19 protein-coding genes, 1 pseudogene and 1 riboswitch are annotated in these 23,239 nt (G+C 61.4%); of the genes and pseudogenes, 15 read left to right on the top strand and 5 right to left on the bottom strand.

Annotated features, from left to right (window positions below; genetic code table 11):
- The first annotated feature begins 66 nt into the window (after positions 1-66).
- The 6 genes from BM177_RS05665 (at position 67) to fadB (ending at position 9,129) form a co-directional block, all read left to right on the top strand.
- Positions 67-2,145 (top strand): M3 family metallopeptidase, encoded by a 2,079-nt coding sequence (locus tag BM177_RS05665; RefSeq protein WP_091679507.1) that lies wholly within the window; start codon positions 67-69, stop codon positions 2,143-2,145.
- 270 nt (positions 2,146-2,415) lie between these two features.
- Positions 2,416-2,949, top strand: coding sequence for a DUF6197 family protein (locus BM177_RS05670; protein ID WP_091679510.1), 534 nt, complete (start codon positions 2,416-2,418; stop codon positions 2,947-2,949).
- A 164-nt stretch (positions 2,950-3,113) separates the two neighbouring features.
- The gene (locus tag BM177_RS05675) at positions 3,114-4,034 is read left to right on the top strand and encodes an ABC transporter permease (RefSeq protein ID WP_091679514.1); all 921 of its coding nucleotides are present in this window, start codon (positions 3,114-3,116) and stop codon (positions 4,032-4,034) included.
- On the top strand, positions 4,027-5,139 hold the full coding sequence (locus tag BM177_RS05680; protein WP_091679517.1) for an ABC transporter permease: 1,113 nt from the start codon (positions 4,027-4,029) through the stop codon (positions 5,137-5,139). The genes BM177_RS05675 and BM177_RS05680 overlap by 8 nt, the downstream gene beginning before the upstream one ends.
- Before the next feature lie 74 nt (positions 5,140-5,213).
- On the top strand, positions 5,214-6,788 hold the full coding sequence (locus BM177_RS05685; protein ID WP_091679660.1) for an ABC transporter ATP-binding protein: 1,575 nt from the start codon (positions 5,214-5,216) through the stop codon (positions 6,786-6,788).
- A 190-nt stretch (positions 6,789-6,978) separates the two neighbouring features.
- Positions 6,979-9,129, top strand: coding sequence for a fatty acid oxidation complex subunit alpha FadB (fadB, locus tag BM177_RS05690; protein ID WP_091679520.1), 2,151 nt, complete (start codon positions 6,979-6,981; stop codon positions 9,127-9,129).
- A gap of 74 nt (positions 9,130-9,203) precedes the next feature.
- Here the strand turns inward: fadB and BM177_RS05695 are convergent, their stop codons facing one another.
- Positions 9,204-9,632, bottom strand: a complete 429-nt coding sequence (locus BM177_RS05695; protein WP_091679664.1) for a low affinity iron permease family protein — start codon at positions 9,630-9,632, stop codon at positions 9,204-9,206.
- 212 nt (positions 9,633-9,844) lie between these two features.
- On the opposite strand from BM177_RS05695, the gene BM177_RS05700 reads away from it, so the two are divergent.
- Both BM177_RS05700 and BM177_RS05705 read left to right on the top strand, forming a co-directional pair.
- Positions 9,845-10,099 (top strand): AbrB/MazE/SpoVT family DNA-binding domain-containing protein, encoded by a 255-nt coding sequence (locus BM177_RS05700; RefSeq protein ID WP_091679524.1) that lies wholly within the window; start codon positions 9,845-9,847, stop codon positions 10,097-10,099.
- Complete coding sequence (locus BM177_RS05705) at positions 10,096-10,500, top strand: type II toxin-antitoxin system VapC family toxin (protein ID WP_091679667.1); 405 nt, start codon at positions 10,096-10,098, stop codon at positions 10,498-10,500. The genes BM177_RS05700 and BM177_RS05705 overlap by 4 nt, the downstream gene beginning before the upstream one ends.
- A 67-nt stretch (positions 10,501-10,567) precedes the next feature.
- Here BM177_RS05705 and polA read toward each other — a convergent pair whose 3' ends face one another.
- On the bottom strand, positions 10,568-13,606 hold the full coding sequence (polA, locus tag BM177_RS05710; protein WP_091679528.1) for a DNA polymerase I: 3,039 nt from the start codon (positions 13,604-13,606) through the stop codon (positions 10,568-10,570).
- 428 nt (positions 13,607-14,034) lie between these two features.
- On the opposite strand from polA, the gene BM177_RS05715 reads away from it, so the two are divergent.
- The gene (locus BM177_RS05715; protein ID WP_244532137.1) at positions 14,035-15,561 is read left to right on the top strand and encodes a sensor histidine kinase; all 1,527 of its coding nucleotides are present in this window, start codon (positions 14,035-14,037) and stop codon (positions 15,559-15,561) included.
- 99 nt (positions 15,562-15,660) lie between these two features.
- A complete protein-coding gene (locus BM177_RS05720) occupies positions 15,661-16,164 on the top strand; it encodes a hypothetical protein (RefSeq protein ID WP_091679673.1) in 504 nt (167 codons plus the stop codon).
- Here the strand turns inward: BM177_RS05720 and BM177_RS19440 are convergent.
- Positions 16,161-16,291 (bottom strand): annotated as a pseudogene (locus BM177_RS19440) (IS481 family transposase); the annotation flags it as partial. The gene BM177_RS05720 and the pseudogene BM177_RS19440 sit on opposite strands and share 4 nt — an antisense overlap.
- A gap of 311 nt (positions 16,292-16,602) precedes the next feature.
- Positions 16,603-16,665: riboswitch (Fluoride riboswitch) on the top strand.
- Between the two features lie 611 nt (positions 16,666-17,276).
- Here BM177_RS19440 and BM177_RS19950 point away from each other — a divergent pair.
- The 4 genes from BM177_RS19950 (at position 17,277) to BM177_RS05735 (ending at position 21,303) form a co-directional block, all read left to right on the top strand.
- Positions 17,277-17,447 carry a hypothetical protein gene (locus BM177_RS19950; protein ID WP_175492510.1) on the top strand — a complete coding sequence of 57 codons (171 nt, stop codon included), beginning with the start codon at positions 17,277-17,279 and terminating at the stop codon, positions 17,445-17,447.
- A 212-nt stretch (positions 17,448-17,659) separates the two neighbouring features.
- Positions 17,660-18,541: an extracellular catalytic domain type 1 short-chain-length polyhydroxyalkanoate depolymerase gene (locus tag BM177_RS05725; RefSeq protein WP_091679532.1), complete on the top strand. Its 882-nt coding sequence runs from the start codon at positions 17,660-17,662 to the stop codon at positions 18,539-18,541.
- Between the two features lie 137 nt (positions 18,542-18,678).
- Complete coding sequence (locus BM177_RS05730) at positions 18,679-19,446, top strand: HugZ family pyridoxamine 5'-phosphate oxidase (protein WP_091679536.1); 768 nt, start codon at positions 18,679-18,681, stop codon at positions 19,444-19,446.
- A 240-nt stretch (positions 19,447-19,686) separates the two neighbouring features.
- Complete coding sequence (locus tag BM177_RS05735) at positions 19,687-21,303, top strand: phosphoenolpyruvate carboxykinase (RefSeq protein WP_091679676.1); 1,617 nt, start codon at positions 19,687-19,689, stop codon at positions 21,301-21,303.
- Positions 21,304-21,320: 17 nt separating this feature from the next.
- Here BM177_RS05735 and BM177_RS05740 read toward each other — a convergent pair whose 3' ends face one another.
- Both BM177_RS05740 and BM177_RS05745 read right to left on the bottom strand, forming a co-directional pair.
- Entirely contained in the window at positions 21,321-21,776 is a 456-nt protein-coding gene (locus BM177_RS05740; protein WP_091679680.1) for a PTS sugar transporter subunit IIA, read from the bottom strand.
- 364 nt (positions 21,777-22,140) lie between these two features.
- Positions 22,141-23,037: a transporter gene (locus BM177_RS05745; protein WP_091679539.1), complete on the bottom strand. Its 897-nt coding sequence runs from the start codon at positions 23,035-23,037 to the stop codon at positions 22,141-22,143.
- Between BM177_RS05745 and BM177_RS20340 the strand changes: the two genes are divergently transcribed.
- Positions 23,036-23,239: hypothetical protein (locus tag BM177_RS20340; RefSeq protein ID WP_210185886.1), on the top strand; the 204-nt coding region annotated here is incomplete at its 3' end. The two genes, BM177_RS05745 and BM177_RS20340, sit on opposite strands and share 2 nt — an antisense overlap.

Below are 23,239 nucleotides of genomic sequence, written 5' to 3' on the forward strand. Positions count from 1 at the left end.
CATTCTCTGAAAGGGGTTCAAGCAAAGCCAGCTCGCACTAGCCTGCGCTCCTGGGAGGAACAAGACATGACCCACGAGGCCGAGGGCGCCAATCCCCTGCTCGAGCCTTGGGGCGGGCCGTTCGAGGCGCCGCCGTTCGAGCGCCTGAGCGTGACGCATTTCCGCCCGGCGTTCGAGGCGGCGCTCGGAGAGGCGCGCGCGGAGATTGCGGCGATCGCGGCGAATTCCGGGGCGCCGACCTTCACGAACACCATCGAGGCGCTGGAGCGCGGCGGGCGGACGCTCGATAAGGTCGCGAACGTGTTCTTCAATCTGGCGGGGGCGGACAGCAGCCCCGAGATCGAGGCGATCGAGCGCGAGATCGCGCCCGTGCTCGCCCGTCACCGCAACGAGATTTACCTCAACGCGGCGCTCTATCAGCGAATCGCGGGCCTCTACGAAGCGCGCGAGACCCTCGGCCTCGATCCCGAGCAGGCCCGCGTGCTCGAACGCTATCATGTCGCCTTCTCCCGCGCCGGAGCGGGACTGCCCGACGCGGCGAGAACGCGTCTGGCCGAGATCGGCGAGCGGCTCGCGGTCCTCGGCGCGCAGTTCGGCCAGAACGTCCTTGCCGACGAAAAGGCCTACACACTGGTTCTGGAGGCTGCGGACGATCTCGCCGGCCTGCCGGACTGGCTCGTCGCCGCCGCCGCCCGCGCCGCCGAGGATCGCGGCCTTGCGGGCAAACACGTCATCACGCTGGGGCGATCGAGCATCGAGCCGTTCCTGCAATATTCCGCGCGCCGCGACCTCCGCGAGAAAGCCTTCCGCGCCTGGGCCGCGCGCGGCGAGCAGGAGGGGCCGACCGACAACCGCGCCGTCGCGAGCGAAATCGTGCGGCTTCGCGGCGAGCGCGCGAGGCTGCTCGGATTCGAGAGCTTCGCGCATTACCGGCTCGCCGACACGATGGCGAAAACTCCGCAGGCCGCGCGCGATCTACTGGACTCGGTCTGGACTCCGGCTCTCGCGCAGGCCGCCCGTGAAGAGGCGGCGTTGCAGGCGATGATCGCGGAGGAGGGCGGCAATTTCAAAGTCGCTCCCTGGGATTGGCGCTATTATGCGGAGAAGCGCCGCAAGGCCGAGTTCGATCTCGACGAGAACGCGACCAAGCCCTATCTCCAGCTCGACAAAATGATCGAGGCCGCGTTCTACGCCGCCAACCGTCTGTTCGGCCTGACTTTCGCCGAGCGCCGCGACATTCCCCTGCATCATCCCGATGCGCGCTCCTTTACCGTCTTTGAGCGCAACGGCGCGCCTGTCGCCTTGTTCATCGGGGATTATTTCGCCCGGCCCTCGAAACACAGCGGGGCCTGGATGAACGCGTTCCGGGTGCAGGAGAAGCTCGACGGCGAAGTTCTGCCGATTGTGGTCAACGTCCTCAATTTCGCCAGGGCCGGAGAGGGTTCACCCAGTCTTTTGAGCTTCGACGATGCGCGGACCCTGTTCCATGAATTCGGCCACGCGCTGCACGGGATGCTCTCGAACGTCACCTATCCGCTGCTTTCTGGCACGAACGTTTCGACCGATTTCGTCGAATTTCCCTCCCAGGTCTACGAGAATTGGCTGGAGCAACCAGAAATGCTCCGGCGCTTCGCTCGTCACTATGTGACGGATGAGCCGATGCCAGAGCCGCTTTTGGAAAAACTGCTTCTGGCGCGCCGGTTCAATCAGGGCTTCGCCACAATCGAATACACGGCTTCGGCGTTGGTCGACCTCGACCTGCACCTCACGGTCCCGGAGGATGAGGTCGACGTCGTCGCGTTCGAAAAGAAGCGGCTGGAACAGCTCGGAATGCCGGAGGCGATCATCATGCGCCACCGCACGCCCCACTTCCAACACATCTTCTCGGGCGGAGGCTACGCGGCCGGTTACTACAGCTACCTCTGGTCCGAAGTACTTGACGCCGATGGGTTCGAAGCCTTTGCGGAGAGCGGCGACATCTTTCAGCCTCAGCTAGCGGAAAAGCTGCATGACCATGTCTATTCCGCCGGCAACACCCGCGATCCGGAGGCGGCCTATATCGGGTTTCGCGGCCGCGCGCCGGAGCCGAAGGCGTTGCTCTTGAAGCGCGGGCTTGTCGACGCGGACTCGGAGGAAGCGAAATGATCCCGATAGGTCATCCGCGGGGGTGCGCTTATGAGCGGGAGCGGCAGCAACAAATCTCTGTGGAGTGTGAAATAAGGCCTATTGATATTTATATGATCGCAATAGGAATACTTGAAATGTTATAGTTATTTAACAGTAATGAGACGGGTGATTTCAGATCTATACGCTTTACTTTCTGCGTATTTTCTGATAATACTTTGCTGCGCTGCCAAAGAAAACGTTTGGCGCGGCCGCCGCTTCTGACGCGATGATGTTTGGTGAGGGTCGCTGATGGCCTACGGCGAAACTGTGATTAAAATTCTGCAAGAATCCGGTCGCACCCTCAAGGAAAAGGGCTGGACGCGGTTTGCGATGGCGCGTGACGCCAACGGCGATACGTGCTGTCTGAACAGCGAGCATGCGGTCAGTTATTGCCTCTGGGCCTCCGTGGTTAAGGGCTGGCGAACGGTCGATCCTGAAAACGAAAAATTTTATTTCCCCTTTTTCGAGAGGAAGTTCCTCGACGTATTGCAGCTGAAATTCGGCTATTCGTTCCCCGTCACGCGCTGGAACGACGAAGTCGCCGGATCGCTGGAGGAGGTCACACAATTCCTCAATGCCGTCATTGCGGTGATTCCGCCCGATGCAATGATCATCGTTCCTGTTCGCGCGAACGCAAAGGTTCGGAGGCGGGCGATGGGTTCGTCAAATCCTAAATTTGACGAACGCTCCGCTGAGCCTCATCGGGAACCGGCGTTCCTCTTCTCGGATGCTTGGGCGTTGTCCGAGATGCGTCAGCCGCCGACCAGGCGCCCGTGCGCATAGATGACTTCAGCAAGAGCAGGTGTATTTTTCCAGGGCGATCGCGTAGCATCTTCAGTATGGCGCCCCCTAAACGTGTCCTGAAATCCCTTTCCGGAACATTTGGGATCGCCGCCGCGAGCGGCTTACGGCGGGCGGGAGTTGTCCCCCAGGGAAGGATTTGAGCGATGCTGCGGCTTGCACTTTCGCGCGCCGCGGCCGCCGCGCCGGTGTTGTTCATCATCGTCCTCCTGACTTTCCTTCTCATGCGCCTCGCGCCGGGAGGGCCGTTCGACGCCGAACGCACGCTCGATCCGCAGATCGAGGCGAACCTTCGCCGCATCTACAGGCTCGATCTGCCCCTGACCCAACAATTCTGGCTCTATCTCGTTCATCTTGTTCAGGGCGATTTCGGCCCCAGTTTTCACTGGCGCGATTTTTCGGTGAACGAACTCCTCGCGAAGGCTTTGCCCATCTCGATGCGGCTTGGCGCCGAAGCGATGATCATCGCGCTCACGGTCGGCTCCGCGTTGGGGATCGCCGGCGCGTCCTCTCCGCGCGGCATTGGCGCAAGGCTCGTCGATGGCGTCGCGCTGTTTGGATTAGCCATCCCGCCTCTCGTTGTCGCGCCGCTGCTGCAGCTTGGTTTTGGCCTTGGGCTTCACGCGCTGCCGGTCGGCGGCTGGAACGGCGGGGCCTGGCGCAACCAGGTTTTGCCGGCGATGACGCTCGCCCTGCCTTTGACCGCGGCCGTCGCGAGGCTGACGCAGGCCGCGTTGAGCGACGTCCTCTCCATGCCGCATATCAGAACCTTGCGCGGGTTTGGTTTCCCATCATGGCGCATCTACGCCCACGCGCTTCGGTCCGCGCTATTGCCCGTGCTTTCCTATCTCGGTCTCGCCGCCGCCAATATTTTAACGGGCTCGATCATCATCGAAACGATCTTCGGAATTCCAGGCATGGGCCGGTATTTCATCGACGGCGCGCTCGGGCGCGACTACACCCTCGTGATGGCGACCGTCATCATCGTCGCGGCGCTCGTCCTTCTCTTCAATTTGCTTGTAGATCTGACCTATGCCTGGCTGGATCCGAGGGTGCGCGATGGATAAAGTCCTCGCGCTTTTCCGATCCGCGAGGCGCGCGCCTCTCTCCGTCCGCGTGAGTCTTACGATCCTTTCCCTGATCGCGATCCTGTCGATTTGCGGCCCAATGGCGTCTGTGCATCCCTACGATCGGGTGTACCGCGATTACGTGCTCTCTCCTCCTTCCATGAAGCCGCATCCGACCGCGGCCGAAGCAAATCGCGCGCTTGAGGACATCGCGCAGCGGATGCGCCTCCATGTCGAAACCATCGACTCACGGGACGGAAACATACGGGCCGCTTTTTCGAGCGCGCAACCGATCGATCCAAGGGCGTTGCGGGCGTTTGAGCGCTCGGACGTCTTTTCCGTTTCGCGCCTCGTCGACGCCTCCGACGAAGGCCGCCTTTTACTGCTCGACCTGAACCTCAAGCGTGAGGTGTTCTTGTTCGGGACCGACGTCAACGGACGCGACCTCCTGACGAGGGTTTTGATCGCGGGCCGCGTATCCCTGTCGGTCGGCCTGCTGGCTTCCTTTGTCGCGCTGTTCGTCGGGGTCGCCTACGGAGCAATCGCCGGATACGCCGGGGGCTGGGTCGACGACCTCATGATGCGCGCGATCGAGATCGTCTATGCGCTTCCGTTCATCTTTTTCGTGATTGTCCTCGTCATGTTGTTCGGCCGACATTTCGCCTTGATCTTCGTCGCGATCGGAGCCGTCGAATGGCTGGACATGGCGCGGATCGTCCGGGGCCAGACTTTGTCGATCAAGCGCCGTGACTATGTCGGCGCCGCCGAGGCCCTGGGGGCGAACGCCCCCGCGATCATCTGGCGCCACGTCCTTCCCAATGTCGCGGGTCCGGTGATCGCCTATCTTGCGTTGCTAGCGCCGCGTGTGATCCTGCTCGAAAGCTTTGTCTCGTTCCTCGGCTTCGGGGTTCAGGAGCCGCTTACCAGTTGGGGCGTGCTGATCGCCGATGGCGCCCGCAACATTCAGGGAGCCGTTCACCTTCTCATACTGCCGGCGCTTTTTCTTGGAACAACGCTCGCGGCGTTGCAGACGCTTGGCGACAGCTGGCGTCATTCTTTCGACTCAGATGGAGCGCGCGCCGACGGAGCCTTGTACAAGCTGTGAAACAAGGCGAAGCGGCCGCGGACGCGAATCCGCCTTCAGGGCCGGCCCGCGGGCAAGACGGGGCCGGCGGGCGGATCCTTTGTTTTCGCAACCTTACGGTCGCCTATGGAAACGCGAATGTCGTGAAGGGCGTGAGCTTTTCGGTCGCGCGCGGCGAAGTCGCCGCCCTCGTCGGCGAATCCGGCTCGGGAAAAACCCAGACCGTTCTCGCCGCGCTGAAACTCCTGCCGCCGCAGGCGGCGGCGAGCGGCTCGATCGAATTCGACGGCGTTGATTTACTTTCGCTTTCGCAAAAGCGGCTTAATTCAATTCGCGGCCGGCGCATTGCGATGATCTTTCAGGAGCCGATGTCCGCGCTCGACCCTTTGTTCACGGTCGGCGACCAGATCGGCGCGGTCTTGCGCCTGCACGCGGGGCTCAGCCGCCGCGCCGCCGCCCGGCGGACGCTCGAACTTCTTGACCTTGTCGAGATTCCCGAACCGGGGCGCAGATGTCATTCCTATCCGCATGAATTGTCCGGCGGCCAGCGTCAGCGCGTCGCAATCGCGATGGCGATCTCCTGCGACCCGGACGTGCTGATCGCCGATGAACCGACAACGGCGCTGGACGTCACCGTGGCGGCGCGGATTTTCGATCTTCTGGCGGCTCTGAGAAAAAGCCTGGGCATGGCTCTGATCTTCATCAGCCACGATTTGGGTCTTGTTCGCGGCGTCGCCGACGCCGTGCATGTGCTGCGCCATGGCGAGTTGGTCGAAAGCGGATCCGCGGCGCAGGTGTTCCAAAATCCGCGGTGCGATTATACCCGGCTCCTCCTGACCGCTCTGCCGAAGCCGCGCGAGCCGCGCCCCGCGCCCGGCGGGCCGGAAGTGCTGAGGGCCGAGGGGGTCACGGTCCGGTTTCGTCTGCGCGGCGGCTGGTTCGCCCGCGCGCGCGAGATCAAGGCGGTCGACGGCGCCAGTCTTGTCGTGCGCGAAGGCCGCACGCTTGGCCTCGTCGGCGAATCGGGGTCCGGCAAGTCGACGCTCGCCCGCGCGCTCCTGCGGCTGGCTCCATTGAGCGGCGCGGTGATTTTTGAGGGCGAGGACATCTCGCGGCTCGGCCGCGAAGCCCTGCGCGGGCTTCGTCGGTCCATGCAGCTGGTGTTTCAGGATCCCTACGGGTCTTTGTCGCCGCGGATGACAGCCGGAGACATCGTCACGGAAGGGCTGCGCGTTCATGAGCCGTCGATGAGCCGGGCCGAACGCGACGTCCGCGCCGCCCGCGCCCTGGAGGAGGTATTGATCGACCCGGCGCTCCGGCGTCGTTTTCCGCATGAATTCTCCGGCGGCCAGCGGCAAAGGATCGCGATCGCCCGGGCGATGATCCTCAAGCCGCGCCTTGTCGTCCTCGACGAGCCGACCTCCGCTCTGGACCGGACTGTGCAAATAGATATTCTAGCTTTGCTGGAACGCTTGCAGGAGAGACACCGGCTGGCATATGTTTTTATTAGCCATGACCTCGCCGTCGTCCGCGCCGTCGCCGACGATATCGGGGTCATGAAAGAAGGGCGAATCATTGAGATCGGGAATGCGCTCCAGATCTTTGAGAACCCGCGCGAGGCCTATACGCGGACTCTCCTTGCTGCGTCTTTTCACGCCAGCGACATATAAGGGCGATACGGACTGGCGGTCTTGCGGGAGATGAGCCGCCAGCGCTCGGCGGCGGCGCGCCCGTTGCATCCTGACTTTGGCGCGGGTTGTTCTGAAATCCCTGCCGGCGCCTGAAATGGGACGCAGGACTCCAAAGCCGCTCTGAGGGCCGCAAGGGCGCAAGCTTCATTCTCACATCGCAGGACGCAACATGCTTTTTGATGGTCAGACGATAAAAGTCGAAGCGCTGCACGACGGGGTCGTTGAACTGCGCCTCGAGCGGTCCAACGAGACGGTCAACAAGCTCGACAATCTGACCTTCGGCGAACTCCGCCGCGCGCTTCAGGCGATCGCGGAAACCCCCGCGATCACCGGGGTTCTTGTCACCAGCGGCAAGGAAGCGTTCGTCGTGGGCGCGGATATTTTCGAGTTCAGGCGCGTCTTCGCCAAATCGGAACAGGAGGTCGAGGATTTCGTCGCGCAGAACAGCCGGATCATCACCGCCCTCAACGATCTGCCGGTGCCGACCGTCGCCGCCATCAACGGACACGCCCTCGGCGGCGGCCTCGAACTTGCTCTCGCTGCTGATTACCGGGTGATGTCCGCCACCGCGTCGATCGGCTTTCCCGAGGTCAATCTTGGGCTGTTCCCGGGCTATGGCGGCACCGTGCGCCTGCCTCGCCTCATCGGCCTTGCGGCGAGCGCCGACTGGATTGTCTCCGGCGCTCCGCAGACTCCCGGCGCGGCGCTGGCGGCTGGAGCGATCGACAAGGTCGCGCCGCCCGACGCGCTGCGGGCCAGCGCCCTCGCGGAGCTGCAGGAGGCGATCGACGGCCGCGCGGACTGGCGCCGCCGCCGCGCCGATCTCAATAAGGGGATCGAGGCGACGGCGGGCGAAATCGAGACGTTGCTCGCCCCGGCCAAAGCCGCCGCGGCGAAAGCGCTACCACACCTCCCTGCGGCGCAGATCGCGGTCGGGCAGCTTGAGGCCTCCGCCAGTCTGCCCCGCGACGAGGCCCTCGCGCTCGAGGCCAAGGCCTTCGCCAGGGCCGCGAAGACCCAGGCGGCGGACTCCCTCGTCGCGATCTTCATCAACGAACAGGCGCTGAGGAAGATCGCCAGAACCTACGCCAAGACGGCGGCGCCGATCCGCAAGGCGGCGGTCGTCGGAGCCGGCGTCATGGGCGGCGGCATCGCCTATCAGAGCGCCGCGCGCGGAACGCCCATCATCATGAAGGATATCGCCCAGGCGGCGCTCGATCTCGGCATGGGCGAGGCGCAAAAGCTCCTCGCGCGTCAGGTCGAGACCGGAAAGCTGAAACAGGACAAAGCCGACGCCATCGCCGCCGCGATCTCTCCGGGCCTGACCTACGCGGGCTTTGAAGGAGTGGATATCGTCATCGAGGCTGTGGTCGAAAACATCAAGGTCAAGCATGCCGTCCTTGGCGAACTCGAACGGGCGATCGGCGATCATGCCATCCTGACGTCGAATACGTCCTCGATCCGGATCGCCGATCTGACCGAAGGCCTCGCTCGTCCGGAAAATTTCCTCGGCATGCATTTTTTCAATCCGGTTCCCCGAATGCCGCTGGTCGAGGTCATCCGCGGCCCGAAAACCTCCGACGCGGCAATCGCCGCGACCGTCGGCTACGCCCTCGCCATGGGCAAGATTCCGGTCGTGATGGGCGATTGCCCCGGCTTCGTCGTCAACCGCACCCTCGCGCCCTATTTCCTCGCATTCCTTCGGCTCGTGCAGGACGGCGTTCATTACACCGCGATCGACAGGGCGATGGAGCGCTTCGGCTGGCCGATGGGACCGGCCTATCTCATCGACGTCATCGGCATGGACATCTCGCACCATCTGATCGAGATCATCTGCGCGGGATTTCCGGACCGGATGCAGGCGCCCTCGCCGGATGCGATCGACATCCTGCTGCGCGAGAAGCGGCTTGGCCAGAAGAACGGCCACGGGTTTTACGCCTACGCGCCCGACGCCAAGGGCCGGCCGCGCAAAGCCGTCGATCCCGAGACGGATCGACTCCTCGCGGCGGCGGCGACAGGGGGCGCCAGGGAAGCGAGCGAAGCCGAGATCGTCGAACGGATGATGCTGCCGCTGATCTTCGAGGTCGCGCGCTGCGTCGAGGAGGGCGTCGTCAACTCGCCGGGCGAGGCGGACATGTGCCTCATCCTCGGTCTCGGCATGCCGCGCTACCTCGGCGGCGCGCTGAAATACGCTGATCACCTCGGGCCGGCCCATTGCGTCGCGCGCGCCGCGAAATGGGCGGATCTTGGCGCGATCTACGCGCCGAGCGAAAAATTCGCGGCGATGGCGGCGAAGGGCGAGGCTTTTTATCCGCTCTGAAAACGATCGACTCGTCCTCGACGGTTTGTCTGCGGCGCGGGGACCACAATGTGAGATGAAGGCTTGAGGCGACTCTACCCGACCTGATCCGCGGCTTCTTTCGCCTTCTCGCCGGCTTTATTGACTGCTTGCTGAGCGTGCGCTTTCATCTCGCAGATGTCGCGCATGCGGGCGATCTGGTCATCGGTCAACTGTTCGATGCCCATGAACACATTCTTGGCGGCGCTGGCGCGGATGAGTTCGTCGAGCTTGACCTGGATCGCGGCGTTGTCCCGATTCTGCGAGTTCTGGATGAGGAACACCATCAGAAACGTGACAATGGTGGTGCCGGTGTTGATGACGAGCTGCCACGTGTCCGAATAATGGAAGACGGGGCCGAACGCCGCCCAGACGACGACGACAAGCGCGGCGGCGACAAAGGCGGCCGGTTTCCCCATGGCTTTCGAGACGAGATTGGCGGCGGCGCTGAAGGTGCGGGAAACGGGGGAGGATTTATCGGGCATGGCGGCGGCGTCCAAGAGCAAATGATACGCCCGAACGCCAAGCCGACGGTTTTGTTCCCGGCTCGTCTTTGTTCCGACCCGTCCCTCGGGAGCATCAATAATCGGACGAGGCTGAGCGATCGGTTTGCTCAACGGCGTCCGAGGCGCCGCCGCTTGAACGTAAGGCGTTTTTGCCTTACGTCTGAACTTGCCGTTTCAATCGTGAGGTCCGTATGACGCGCACGCTCAAGGTCACCGCCAAGGGACAGGTCACCCTCCGCAAGGATCTTCTCGATCATCTCGGAATTGGTCCCGGGCAAAAGATCGCCGTCGATTTGTTGCCTTCGGGCCGAGTGGAGGTGCGGGCCGCGAATTCTTCGTCCTCGATCGAGACGTTCATCGGCTGCCTTGAACGGCCTCGAAAACCTTCCCTTTCGATCGAAGAAATGAAACAGATCGTGGCGGATGGTTGGGCCGGCCGCCGTTGAGAATTACAGCGGACACCAACGTCCTTGTGCGCGCGGCCGTCGCTGACGACAGGAGCCAGGCGAAAGTGGCCGCGGCCGCCTTGCGCAGCGCGGAGGTAGTTGCAGTGACCCTGCCTGTACTCTGCGAGTTTGTCTGGGTTCTGGCGCGAGGATACAAATTGCCATCCGCCTCGATCGCCGACGCGATCCGGAAGTTGATCGACAGCGCGACCGTCAAGACCGACAGACCGGCCGTCGAAGCTGGCCTCGCATTATTGGACGCCGGAGGCGATTTCGCCGATGGAATCATCGCCTTCGAAGGAAGGCGCCTCGGCGGAACGGTGTTTACGAGTTTCGACCGCGCTGCCGTTCAATTGATACAGGCCGCCGATGGCGAGGCGCGGCTTTTGTCCGCGAGGTAAAACTGTCTATATAATTACATATCCTGGCTATCGAATGCCCAACCCAGCACGTCAATATTCTGCGTGCTCAATGCGCCTCGTCCCAGTTCTGCGCGGCCTTCGCATCCACCTGCAACGGGACCGACAGTTGCGCCGCCGGATGCGGCGCATCCACCATCACCCTTCGCACCACTTCGATCGTCGCCTCGACTTCTGAATCGGGCGCCTCGAACACCAGTTCGTCGTGGACCTGCAACAGCATTTGCGCGGAGAGTTTTTCGCGCTCCAGCGCGGCGTCCATGCGGACCATCGCCCGTCTTATGATGTCGGCGGCCGACCCTTGAATCGGCGCGTTGACCGCCGCGCGTTCATTGAAGGCGCGCTCGGATGGGTTTGAGGCGGTGATGCGCGGATAGTGGCATTTGCGCCCGAAGATCGTGGTCACATAGCCGTTCTCGCGCGCAAAGATCTTGGTGGCGTCGATGTAGGCGCGAATGCCGGGGAAGCGCTCGAAATAGCGCTTGATGTAGGCGCCCGCCTCCTCGCGCGGAATGCCGAGCTGGTTCGCCAGACCAAACGCCGAAATGCCGTAGACGATGCCGAAATTGATCGCCTTGGCTCTACGCCGCACCTCGGCGGGCATGCCCTCGACCGGAACGCCGAACATTTCCGAGGCGGTCATGGCGTGAATGTCGTGGCCCTTGGCGAAGGCGTCCTTGAGCTGCGGGATGTCGGCGATATGCGCCAGCAATCGCAGCTCGATCTGCGAATAATCCGCCGAGATGAGCTTGCGCCCCGGGCTCGCGATAAACGCCTTGCGGATCTTGCGGCCCGCCTCGTTGCGTACCGGAATATTCTGCAAATTGGGCTCGGACGACGACAGCCGACCGGTTGTCGTTGCGGCCAACGCGTAGGAGGTGTGCACGCGCCCTGTGGAGGGATTGACGAAACCGGGCAGGGCGTCGGTGTAGGTGGATTTCAGCTTCGACAATTGCCGCCAGTCGAGAATGCGCGCGGCGAATGTGTTGCCCTGTTCGGCGAGTTCGTCGAGCACGCCCGCCGCCGTGGACCAGGCGCCGGTCGCGGTCTTCCTGGCGCCCGGGAGGCCCATCTTGCCGAAGAGAATGTCGCCAAGCTGTTTGGGCGAGCCGAGGTTGAAGCTCTCGCCCGCCAGCCCGAAAATTTCCGTCTCGAGCCGCGCCATGTCCTGCGCGAATTCGCCCGACAGGCGGGAGAGAATCGTGCGGTCGATTGTTATTCCGCGCCGCTCCATGCGGGCGAGGACCTCGATCATCGGGCGTTCGAGAGTCTCATAAACATGCGTCATGCGCTCGGCCGGCAGGCGGGGCTTCAGCACCCGCCAGAGCCGCAGCGTCACGTCGGAATCCTCGGCCGAATATTCGGTGGCGCGGTCCATGGCGACGCGGGCGAAGCCGATGAAGGTGCGCCCAGACCCGGCGACTTCGCCGAACTGGATGGGCTTGTGGCCAAGATGCTTTTCGCTGAGCACGTTCATGCCGTGGTCGGTGCGGCCCGCGTCGAGAACATAGGAGAGCAGCATTGTGTCCTCGACCGGCCGCACCTCGATCCCGCGCTGGCGGAACATCAGCCAGTCGAACTTCATGTTCTGCGCGATCTTGAGGACGCTTGCGTCTTCGAGAAGGGGTTTCAGCCGCGCGAGGACCTCATCCTCCGACAATTGGCCGGGCAGGAGATCGCCGCCGCCAAAAAGATCCGCTCCGCCTTCGGCGCGATGGCGCAGAGGGATGTAGCCGGCGCTGCCAGACGCGGCGCAAAGCGAAACGCCGATGAGTTCCGCGGTCATCGGGTCGAGCGACGAGGTTTCCGTATCGATCGCGACGGCGCCGGCCTCAACGGCGGCGTCGATCCAGACTTGCAGCCGCTCGGGACTGGCGATTGTCTCATAGGATTTGACGTCGAAAGGGAGTTCGCGCGCTTGCCGAGCGCGGGCGGCGGCGAGTTCCCCCGAGCCCGTCGCGATGACGCCTGGCGCGGCCGCCTCGCCGTAGCGGGCGTTTTTTCGCGGACCTGCGGGACTCGCTTCGGGAGAAGCGTTCGCGGCGGCGGAGGGCTGCGGGTCGATCTCCTCGCCATTGCGGCCGCGCCAGCCCGCAGGTCCGGCGAAGGCGGGGTCGGGGTCGATCAGGGCGGCGTCGATCCCATAGGCCTCCGCCGCGCGTTTGGTGATGGTCGTGAACTCCAGCGCCTTGAAGAACGACACCAGCGTCTTGCCATCCGGCTGATGCAGTCCGAGATCGTCGATCGGCGTCGCGAGCGGGACGTCGCGGACGAGCGAGACAAGCTGCTTCGAGACCTTGATGAGTGCAACATTGTCCGGGTCGGTCAGCGTCTCGCGGCGTTTGGGCTGTTTGATCTCGCCGGCGCGGGCCAGCAACGTGTCGAGGTCGCCGTATTCGGAGATCAACTGGGCCGCCGTCTTGACGCCTATTCCGCGGGCGCCGGGCACATTGTCGGTGGAATCCCCGGCCAGCGCCTGAACATCGACGACTTTCTCGGGCGCGACGCCGAAATAGGCGAAGACCTCCTCGGGGCCGATGCGCCGCTCCTCGCGCGCGCCCTTGGCGCCGGCCTCGCCCGACGCGGGATCGTACATGGCGACGCCCGGGCTGATCAGCTGCATCAGATCCTTGTCGGCGGAAATGATGAGGACGTCCGCGCCCCGTTCGCGGGCCTGCCGGGCGTAGGTCGCGATCAGATCGTCCGCCTCGAAGCGGTCCTGCTCGACGGGGAGGAGCCCGAAGGCGCGGACGGCCGCCCGCATGAGCGGGAATTGCGGGATGAGATCCTCGGGCGGCTCCGAGCGATTGGCTTTGTAGGGAGGGTAGAGTTCCTTGCGGAACGAATGTTCGGATTTGTCGAAAATGATGGCGAGATGGGTCGGCTTGATCCCGGCCGCGCCGTCGCGCACGAATTGAAACAATTTCGTGCAGAACAGCCTGACGGCGCCGGTGGGCAGGCGGTCGGAGCGGTAATTATATTTCGCGTCCTGGCGGATGGATTGAAAATAGGCGCGAAACACGAACGACGACCCGTCGACCAGGAAAATATGGTCTCCTGCTTGAACAGGACGGTGAAGCAGGCTCATGGGTTTGGCGAGTTTGGCTTTGGAGCTGATCTGGGGAGCTGATCTGGCCAGCCGTCCTGGCTGGTCTAAGGTCATTTGGATGATCTAGAATAATTTGGCAGGTCTGTCCGGGCTTCGAGTATCTTGGCCGGGGTTCGCGTAAATTGGGCTTTCGCCCGGACAAGCATGACGCTCCTCCCTCAAACAGGGGCGGCCCTCCGGCAGACTTTAGACCTCTTGGAACGGGAATTGAGCATTTTAGCCAGATGGATGCAACCAATAACGCAAGGTTGACGTTTCCTGATGCGGACGAGGGAACCCATGTCCGTTTGAGCTATGCCTGTGGCCCGGCGGGATCGGAGCAGACGCCTATGGGCTGCCGCTGAGAGGACGTTTGATAGTATGTGTTTTTTGTCGCGGCCAATATCCTGGCTGCCGGGAGTTTCCGGGTGAGCTTAGATATTGTCGCAACCGACTTCGACTTCGAAGCGCTCTTTGAAAGTCTTCCGTCACCCTACATGGTGCTGGACACGAATCTGGACATTGTCGCCATCAACCAAGCTTATCTCGACATGACCAGGCGGTCGCGCGAAAGCCTGCTGGGTCAGAATGTTTTCAGCGCCTTCCCGGCGTCGGACGAAAGTCGGCGTATCCTGATGGAATCATTTCAGCGGGTCAGGGAATACGGCCTCGTCGATGTGCTTCCGGTCGTCCATTACGGGGTCGCTGGAATAGACGGCGCCGAGGAACGATCCTGGAGCTGCACGAATGTTCCGATCCGCGATCGGGAAGGACGCGTCGCATTCGTTCTGAAGCAAACGCAGGATATTTCGCAGCTGAGGAAACCGGAGGTTGCGCCGAATCTGATGGAAGCGTCGCTCGATCCCCAGCCAGGCAACCTGTTCGAGCGGTTTGAGATGGTTCAGGTTCTCAATCAGACGCTTCTGATGACCTCGAGATACCTGCACCGCCTCTTCATGGAGGCGCCTAATTTCATGTGCGTGCTGCAGGGGCCAGATCATGTTTTCGAACTGGCGAATTTGCATTTCTGCACTCTTGCGGGCGACCGTGACCTCAGGAGCAAGCCGATCCGCGAGGCGATGCCGGAAATCGTCGGGCAGGAATGCTTCGCCATTCTCGATCAGGTGTTCCGGACCGGCGAAGCTTTCAGCGCCCCCAAGATGCGGGTGTTCTTAAAAAACGGGAAGGACGGTGAAATCGAGGAGTTTTTTCTTGATCTCGTCTATCAGCCCGTTCTTGACGAGAAGGGCGCGGTCGCCAGCGTTTTCATCGAAGGCTGCGACGTGACCGGCCAGGCGCGCTCCGAACAGCGGCAGTCGCTTCTCATTCGCGAGCTTCACCATCGCGTCCGCAATACGCTCGCGACGGTTCAAGGGGTCATGAACACGACCGCGAAAAGCTCAGCGACGATCGAGGAGTTCCAGGAGGCTTTCACAGGTCGGATCGCGTCTCTCGCCAAGACTCATTCGGTCATGACCGAGGAAATGAAACAATCCGTCTCGTTTCTTCAATTGCTGAACCAGGAGCTTTGTTCGCACTGTGATGGCGAAGGACGCCGTATCCGCCTGTCTGGCCCGGCGGTGGATCTTCCGTCGCAAATTGCGGTTCCGATCAGCATGGCGATCCACGAACTGACCACGAACGCTGCGAAATATGGCGCGCTTGCGGTCGAGGAAGGCCGGATCGAGATCGAGTGGAGCATGATCGAGCTCGAGTCCGGGCCTGGATTGCTGTGCGAGTGGAGGGAGTTCGACGGGCCGACCGTGACCCCGCCGGCCCGGGAAGGATTCGGGACGATGCTGCTCGAACGCGTTCTGGCCCAGCAGATCAAGGCGGACGTGAACGCCGCCTATGATCCGGAAGGCTTTCGGTTGCGGATGATCGTTCCTTTGCAATTCGAGAATTACGCTTTGCAGGCCGGGCGGACGCGCTCGGACTTCCACGCGGGTTTGTAAGGCGCGGCGAGTCCGTCAAGGAAGGCGAGTCGGTTAAGGAAATTGTCACGCGGCGCTCGATAAAGCCGCGATAACACTGATTTTACAAGGGAGATGAACATGGCTGCCAAATCGGATTTCTCGGCGGGTGAGTGGCATTTGATTTTGAGCAGCCCCATGCTTGCCGGGATGGCGGTGAGTCTCGCCGACCCGAGCGGGCTTTGGGGAATGATGCAGGAAGCCATGGCGAGCGGCCGCGCGCTTCTCGACGCCAAGGACGATCCGGCCGCCGGCGCTCTGGTCAAGGCTCTCGTCGCAGATATCGAGACCTCGGAAGGACGGACAGCGGCCAAGGATGCGCTGAAGGCGGAATTGAGCGGAAAAAGCCCGGTCGAGATCAAGCAGAAGGCCATCGCCACCCTTGCCGACGTCGCCGCGATCCTCGAGGCGAAAGCGCCGCAGGAGGCGGGTTCCTTCAAATCCTGGCTTTATCACATCGCCCAGAAGGTCGCCGAGGCAGGCGCCGAAGGCGGGTTTCTCGGCTTTGGCGGCGTCAAGGTCAGCGATGCTGAAAAAGCGACGCTTGCGGAAATCGCGACCGCGCTGAAAGTCGCCGCGGTCTAGATGTTCAGTCCCGGCATTTGATGGATTTGGATTGGATTGGGTCGATGGTGAATCGATCCGGCTCCAAAGTCCATCGTTTGCAGGTGAACCCGTAGGGCGTGAGGCCTTTTAGCGTCCTTAGCCCTCGAGCGCACTGATGCGGTTGCGCAGGGCATGGATGGGAAAATCGACCGGGAGTTGAACCTTGGGGTTCCGGCGCGTCGGAATGACGCCGCCGGGCCCTTTTCCTCCAAAGTTTTGCGAATATCATCAACTTCGCCCCCCGTAGCGACTAAGGAAGGTCGCAACGGCCCATTCGTTGGCGAGATCTCTCTTGCCGGCTCCAGCGCTCTGTTCAAGAATTCGAAACGTCAGCGTTTCAACTGCCTGGACGGGGCTTGACTCGGCCGCGCCGCCTCATCTAAACTCTTGATGGATAAAGATGCGAGGCGGTTCGCCTGGCGTCTAGGGGATGGGGTGCCCCCTATAACCGCCGACTCGGCTGATGACTCCTGCGACGACGTAAAAGTGAGCAGGGAGTCCGTTACATGCCTCAAAATATCGGAATACTTTTCGCGCAATAGGGGTTCTCGGCTTCGGCCATACGCCGTTGGCGCTTGAGCTCTTTAGAGTCTGCTTGATGAGTCACGCGCCGTCCGCGCGGGGCTATCGGTCAATCAGGCCGTGCAAAAGCGTAGAGAAATCCCCAGCGCCATTGCCGCTCTAATCTTCGAATACTTCGTTATTCGAGGCGTTGGTATTTTTCGAGTCAAGTAAACTCAATCAACAAAGGTGAATCGATGCAACCTACAGAGCCAGTTTCCAAACAGATCAAACCTTCTTCGTCCGAGGACAGATTCAACGACCCCGTCGCCCGGGCGTGTTGGCAAATTTTGCTTGCAACGCGCTTCGTTCTTCCAGGAGGAATGCTCTACTTGGCGATCCGCTATTATTTTTGGGGCTGATCCGAAGGGCAAGCCAAAGCCAAAGGCTTCTGAGAGCCAATGCAAAGACTGCCAAAGAGCCGGCGCCGATTTGGAGCCTGCCTTCGTCGACGCGAAGGCAGGTGAGACGTGTCATCCGCAACATCGGGTAGGCGTAGCTATCGTCCAATTTGCGAAAAGGAATAGTGGATGTTCAAGATGTTCGAAGTGCTCGTTATTCTCGTTGCCATTATTCCCATAGTCTATCTTGTAAATCTATTGCCGATCACGAATCACGCAAAAAACATCGGCGGCATATTTGTCGGCGTAACATTGGCGATGGTTGCGCTTGTCTTTCTGAAACAATTTCTCGCGTTTTAGAGAGTTGTGAAACAGAAAATGCTCAAGCTTTTGAAACTGGACCGATTTCTCATCGACCGAATGTGTCCTCCGGTGGGAAAGCGCTTAAGAGCATATCGAAATTCGAAAAATCAGAATACAACCGCGGAGGACGCCCGGGTCATCCCCGTTCCGGGCGGTGAGAGTCCGATGGTCGCCAGACCAGTCAGAACGGATCCGGACCGGTCGAAGACATGCTTAAAATCTCGGAATTCAGCCCCAACCCCGGAAATTTGGGGATGCTAGAGTTCGTTCCCGCTCGGCTTGCCGCCTCTCCGGCGCTGGTTGTCGCGCTGCACGGCGGACAGCAGACGGCGCAAGACTTTGACAAGACCACCGGCTGGTCCGAGTTCGCCGATCAAAACGGGTTCGCGGTGCTGTTTCCCGAGCAGAAGGGCGAAAACAATTCGCACAATTGTTTCAACTGGTTCGTAGAGCAGGACATCGGCCCGGACGGCGGAGAAGTCGCCTCGATCTGCGCGATGATCGCGAACATGGTCTCCCGCTACGGGATAGATCAGAGCCGGATCTTCGTGACGGGCCTGTCGGCGGGCGGCGCCATGGCGTGTGCGCTGCTGGCAGCTTGTCCGGGCTTGTTTTCAGGCGGCGCGATCATCGCGGGCCTGCCTTATCGCGCGGCGCTTGGGACGTTCGACGCCTTTTTGGCGATGGCTTTTGCGCCGGTGCGTTCGGGGAAGGAATGGGGCAATTTAATCCGGCGGGTTTCTCCAGACCAGAAAACCTGGCCCAGGATTTCAATCTGGCATGGCAGCCGCGACGACGTCGTCGCTCCAGCCAACAGTTCGGCCATGGTCCGCCAATGGATCGACCTCCATCAGGTCGATGAGGCGGATGTGACGCAGGAGGAGGTGGACGGTCAGATCCGGCTCTCCTGGCTGAATGCGTCGGGCCTCGCGGTCGTCGAGCATTATGAGATCGACGGCATGGCGCATGGAGTTCCCGTCAACGCAAAGTTGAACGGGGGTCATCAAAAAAGGAATCCCTTTGCTCAGGACGCGGGCATATCCTCAACCTTCCATATCGCCCGGTCATGGGGTCTGTTGCAGTCGGTGTGACGGCTCGACCGCCTTTCCGACGCGTTAAGGTCAGGCTGGTTTCGAGCAAGTTTTTGAGCGCGAAGTTTCTATCTTGACGAATGGATTTCTCGTTTCAAGAGCAATGATTTTCTCGTTCCAAGAGCGAAGTCTTTCCGATGACCGATACGTCTCCCCAATTCCCGCCCGCTCACGACTCGCCCTATGACGGTCTGGCCGAAGCCAAACAGCTTCTCCGGACAATCCGCAGCGGCGCGCTCGCGACCCTTTCTGCGCCTGACGGCAAGCCGTTCGTCAGTCTGGTCAATGTCGCGACGATGCCCGACGGGCGCCCGGTTCTGCTCATGTCGAGGCTGTCGGCGCACACGCGGCATCTTGAGGCCGATCCGCGGCTTTCGCTCCTTTTGGCCTCCAGCGGCGAAGGCGATCCGCTGTCTCACCCCCGTTTGACGCTCGTTGGAACGGCCGAGCGCGCCAATGACTCGGCCATGTGGTCGGCGCTGAGGTCGCGGTTCCTCGCGAAGCATCCGAAATCCGCGCTTTACGCCGATTTCACCGATTTTTCCTTTTGGCTTGTTAGTTTCGAGACCGCGCATCTGAACGGGGGATTTGGCCGCGCCGGAAATTACAAGGGCGCGGCGCTGCTGACCCCGCTCGATGAAGCGGGCGAGGTCGTCGCGGGCGAGGAACAGGCCCTTGCCCATATGAACGCCGATCACCGGGATGCACTGGCGCTTTACGCCAGAGTCTATGCAGGGAAGGCGGACGGCCCCTGGACGGCGACCGGCCTCGATCCGGAAGGGCTTGATCTCGCGCTGGGCGATCAGACGGCGCGAATCCGGTTTCCCGAGTCGGTGGACACTCTGAAGACTCTCCGTTCGGCCTTGATCAAGCTTGGAGAGAACGCGCGCGCGAAAAATCTGTGATTCGCGACTTCAATCATTTTTGAAAAATTCGTCTGAGAAAATTCGTTCAAGGAAGACTTCGCGATTTCAGTAAAGACTTCACGATTTCAGTAAATATTTCACGATTTCAGTAAAGCGGCCCCATTCGACGACGCTGGGCGACGCGAAAGGGAAACATTCCCGTCTTTTATGCAATCAATTTATGCAATCCGAAACTGAACTCTCAAGGTTCAGGCGCGTTTGCGGCATTTGGAGACTATGATGTTTAAATCCGCTGCTTCAGATCCGGCGTCGAAAGGCGCAAGTTTCGGCCTCGAGAACGCGCGCGGCGTCGCCTGCAACCGCGAGGCGCCGCGGCTCTATGAGGAAGCCATTCAACGCGGCGAAGTGAAGATCGCCAGGGGAGGCGCGATCGCGGCCGAGACAGGCGTCCACACCGGACGCTCGCCCAAGGATAAATACATCGTTCGCGACGGCCTCACCGAAAATTCGATCTGGTGGGAGAACAGCAACGCCATGACTCCCGGGCATTTTGACCTCCTGCATCAGGACATGCTCGCCCACGCTCATGGCGTGAACTTGTTTTCCCAGGATCTTTACGCCGGCGCCGAGCCGGACCATCGGCTGAAGGTGCGCGTCTATACCGAATATGCGTGGCACTCGCTGTTCATTCGCCACCTGCTGATCCGGCCGCCCCAGGCGGATCTCGCCGGTTTCTCCTCCGACATCACAATTCTCGATCTGCCGTCGTTCAAGGCGGATCCCGCGCGTCACGGATGCCGGTCGGAAACCGTGATCGCGATCGATTTCAGCCGCAAGATCGTTCTGATCGGCGGCACGAGTTACGCCGGGGAAATCAAGAAAGCCGTCTTCAGCTACCTGAATTTTGTCCTGCCGGGCAAAGGCGTCATGCCGATGCATTGTTCGGCCAATGTGGGACCTGACGGAAATTCGGCGCTGTTCTTTGGTCTTTCCGGCACCGGCAAGACGACTTTGTCGGCGGATGCGTCGCGCACGCTGATCGGCGACGACGAACACGGCTGGAGTCCGGGCGGAATCTTCAATTTCGAGGGCGGCTGCTACGCCAAGGCGATCAATCTGTCGCGCGAGGCGGAACCCGAAATTTTTGCGGCCGCGCAGCGGTTCGGCGCGATCATGGAAAATGTCGTGCTCGATCCGCTCACGCGCGAGCCAGACTATTGCGACCGATCGAAGACCGAGAACACGCGGATCGCTTATCCGCTCGACTTCATCGCCAACGCGTCCGCGACAGGCAGGGCAGGGCATCCGGTCAACATCGTCATGCTCACCTGCGACGCGTTTGGAGTTCTGCCGCCGATCTCGAGGCTCAACGCGGCGCAGGCCATGTATCACTTTCTTTCCGGCTACACGGCGAAGGTCGCGGGAACGGAAAAGGGCGTGAGCGAGCCGCAAGCGACATTCTCGACCTGTTTCGGCGCGCCCTTCATGCCTCGCCATCCTTCGGAATACGGCCGTCTGCTGCGCGACCTCATCGCGACCCATGACGTCAATTGCTGGCTCGTGAATACCGGATGGACCGGCGGCAAATATGGAACCGGCTCACGGATGCCGATCCATGTGACGCGGAGCCTGCTCGCCGCCGCCTTGAGCGGATCGCTCGCGAAGGGGAGCTTTCGCCGGGATCCATGGTTTGGTCTGTCGACGCCCTGCTTCGTCGAAGGCGTCGATCCCGGCCTGCTCGACCCGGTCGAGACTTGGGCCGCGCGGGACGAATTCGCCGCGACCGCATCGAAGCTTGTCGGGATGTTCCGCGAAAACTTCGTCAAGTTCGAGCCTTATGTCGATCGCGAGATTATCGAAGCGCAGCCCGGCGCCGCCGACGCGATGGCGGGATGAGGGAAACGCGCGAGCCGTCAGGAATGCTGGAGGCCGCGAAGAATTCCGCAGAGTTCGTCGGCGTTCGCCGCTTCGCGAAGCCGTCCGGCGCAGCCGCGCTCGCGTAACTGCCGTGAAATCGCGGCCAACGCCGCGAGATGTTCTCCGCCGGCCTCGGCTGGAATGAGCAACAGAAAAACGAGATCCACCGGAACGTCGTCAATTGCGTCATAGGGTACGGGCCGGGCGATCCGTGCGAAAAGGCCGAACATGTGTTGGAGCCCCTCGATTCGCGCGTGAGGAAGGGCGAAGCCGCCTCCAAGACCTGTGGAGCCAAGCGCTTCACGAGCCTTTATCGCCAGGTAGATGTCGCGGGCGTCGAGTTTCAGCGTCGCCGCGGCGCGCGCGGCAAGATCGCGAAGCAATTGGTCTTTGTTGGTCGCCTGCGAGGCGGCGATGATCTGGGATGGTTCGAGGTGGCCGACAAGATCCATGAGTGCGTTTTCCGATGCGCGGAGCGCGTAAAAGCCATTCACCCGGGCGCAAATTGCGTCTGACGAAATGCGTCAGCTGTTCAGAACTGCAGGCGACTTAAATGCGGCGGCTTCGGCCGCCGGAACATGTTTGTAACTCATAGCTTTGTTGAAGTTAATTCAGTATTTCATGTCTTGTTGAGCGCTTCGCCTGTCGCGGCGTTGATCGGCGCCGTCGTCGCGCTCATGCTTTCAAAGCCGCGGCTTCCGCTTGAGCATATTCCGATTGGATTGAATCCATCCCATCGAGAAGAATATGCTCAAGCTTTTGACTCTGGAGCGATTTCTGATCGATCGCATGACTTCATGCGAATCAGAAATCGCTCTAGAAACGCGCCGAGACGCCCGTGTAGACGTTGACGTCTGGCGAGGCTTTGGTCAGGCCGAAATTGGCGCCGACGTCAAGTTGGAGATTGGGCGTGATCAGATAGGCCAAGCCGGCGTCAAAAGTATAGACCGCCGGTGTCGCCGAATCCGTCCCGACCGCCGAGTAAAATTCGACGGTCACAGACAGATCCTTGCTTATGAAGGAAAGCGGATGGGTGAGGCTCGCGAGATTGACGAAATTGGCGTGACGTCGGCTGTCGTTGGCGTCCTTCAACGCGTCGAATTCGGTCTGAAGGACGAGGCTGAAATCCTGAGGCAGATTGATCTGCAGCGGCGCGATCAGCCCCCCCTCGACCACTCCGTTGCCAAGGCCCGGCGCCGCCGAGGGAACTTTGATGTAGGGAATGAAACCAAGGGCGACGGCGCCGCCGTCGTTGCCGAAAGCGTTGACCTTGACCTTGAAGATCGTGTCGCCAAATCCATGGCCGTTGGCGAGCAGCGCTCCGGTCAGGTTGCTATGCGTGAGAGAATTCTGGTAGGCGTTGAAATTGACCTCGACGTCCATCCAGTTGGTGACGCCCAGTTTCAACGTCGGATCCGCGGTCTCGTAGAACTGATTGCCGGCGTCGAGAGAGTTGGTGTGCGTATAGTTGAAGAGATCCGTTTCGATTTGGAAATGACCCGCGTCCACCGTGAACGGATTTGAGGCCTTCGCAGGCCGCTCCGGCTCGAACGCGCGCATGAGCGCATCCGGCGTGGGGTTGAACAGGGTATAGCCGCTTTTATCTGGCGCGGACGTTCCGGCCGGAGCGTCGGCCGCGTCTGCTGAACATTCCGCAACGAGAAAAGCCGCAAGGCCCAGAATCGGCGCCGCCAGCCGGCTTAAGTCAGGCATGAAGCGCCTCCGCTCGCGCCGGTGGTGTCGTAGCTGGCGCTGGATCGAATGGAAAAGGCGCCGCCTCGATTACGAAGCGGCGCCCCCTTTTGGTTCTGCGGGCGGTAGGCCCGGTCCTGTCCGGCGCGCTCAGAACTTGACGACGATGTCGCCGCCGAAGGTGAGCTGGGACGACCTCGTGCCGACGTCGAACGGCGTCGTG

The organism is Methylocapsa palsarum, assembly GCF_900114285.1.
Classification (GTDB): Bacteria; Pseudomonadota; Alphaproteobacteria; order Rhizobiales; family Beijerinckiaceae; genus Methylocapsa; species Methylocapsa palsarum.

What these genes read in the sequence shown, in the direction of transcription:
- BM177_RS05665 (WP_091679507.1), top strand. Translation starts at nt 67, where the DNA reads ATGACCCACGAGGCCGAGGGCGCCAATCCCCTGCTCGAGCCTTGGGGC.
- BM177_RS05670 (WP_091679510.1), top strand. Translation starts at nt 2,416, where the DNA reads ATGGCCTACGGCGAAACTGTGATTAAAATTCTGCAAGAATCCGGTCGC.
- BM177_RS05675 (WP_091679514.1), top strand. Translation starts at nt 3,114, where the DNA reads ATGCTGCGGCTTGCACTTTCGCGCGCCGCGGCCGCCGCGCCGGTGTTG.
- BM177_RS05680 (WP_091679517.1), top strand. Translation starts at nt 4,027, where the DNA reads ATGGATAAAGTCCTCGCGCTTTTCCGATCCGCGAGGCGCGCGCCTCTC.
- fadB (WP_091679520.1), top strand. Translation starts at nt 6,979, where the DNA reads ATGCTTTTTGATGGTCAGACGATAAAAGTCGAAGCGCTGCACGACGGG.
- BM177_RS05695 (WP_091679664.1), bottom strand. Translation starts at nt 9,632, where the DNA reads ATGCCCGATAAATCCTCCCCCGTTTCCCGCACCTTCAGCGCCGCCGCC.
- BM177_RS05700 (WP_091679524.1), top strand. Translation starts at nt 9,845, where the DNA reads ATGACGCGCACGCTCAAGGTCACCGCCAAGGGACAGGTCACCCTCCGC.
- polA (WP_091679528.1), bottom strand. Translation starts at nt 13,606, where the DNA reads ATGAGCCTGCTTCACCGTCCTGTTCAAGCAGGAGACCATATTTTCCTG.
- BM177_RS05720 (WP_091679673.1), top strand. Translation starts at nt 15,661, where the DNA reads ATGGCTGCCAAATCGGATTTCTCGGCGGGTGAGTGGCATTTGATTTTG.
- BM177_RS19950 (WP_175492510.1), top strand. Translation starts at nt 17,277, where the DNA reads ATGTTCAAGATGTTCGAAGTGCTCGTTATTCTCGTTGCCATTATTCCC.
- BM177_RS05725 (WP_091679532.1), top strand. Translation starts at nt 17,660, where the DNA reads ATGCTTAAAATCTCGGAATTCAGCCCCAACCCCGGAAATTTGGGGATG.
- BM177_RS05730 (WP_091679536.1), top strand. Translation starts at nt 18,679, where the DNA reads ATGACCGATACGTCTCCCCAATTCCCGCCCGCTCACGACTCGCCCTAT.
- BM177_RS05735 (WP_091679676.1), top strand. Translation starts at nt 19,687, where the DNA reads ATGTTTAAATCCGCTGCTTCAGATCCGGCGTCGAAAGGCGCAAGTTTC.
- BM177_RS05740 (WP_091679680.1), bottom strand. Translation starts at nt 21,776, where the DNA reads ATGGATCTTGTCGGCCACCTCGAACCATCCCAGATCATCGCCGCCTCG.
- BM177_RS05745 (WP_091679539.1), bottom strand. Translation starts at nt 23,037, where the DNA reads ATGCCTGACTTAAGCCGGCTGGCGGCGCCGATTCTGGGCCTTGCGGCT.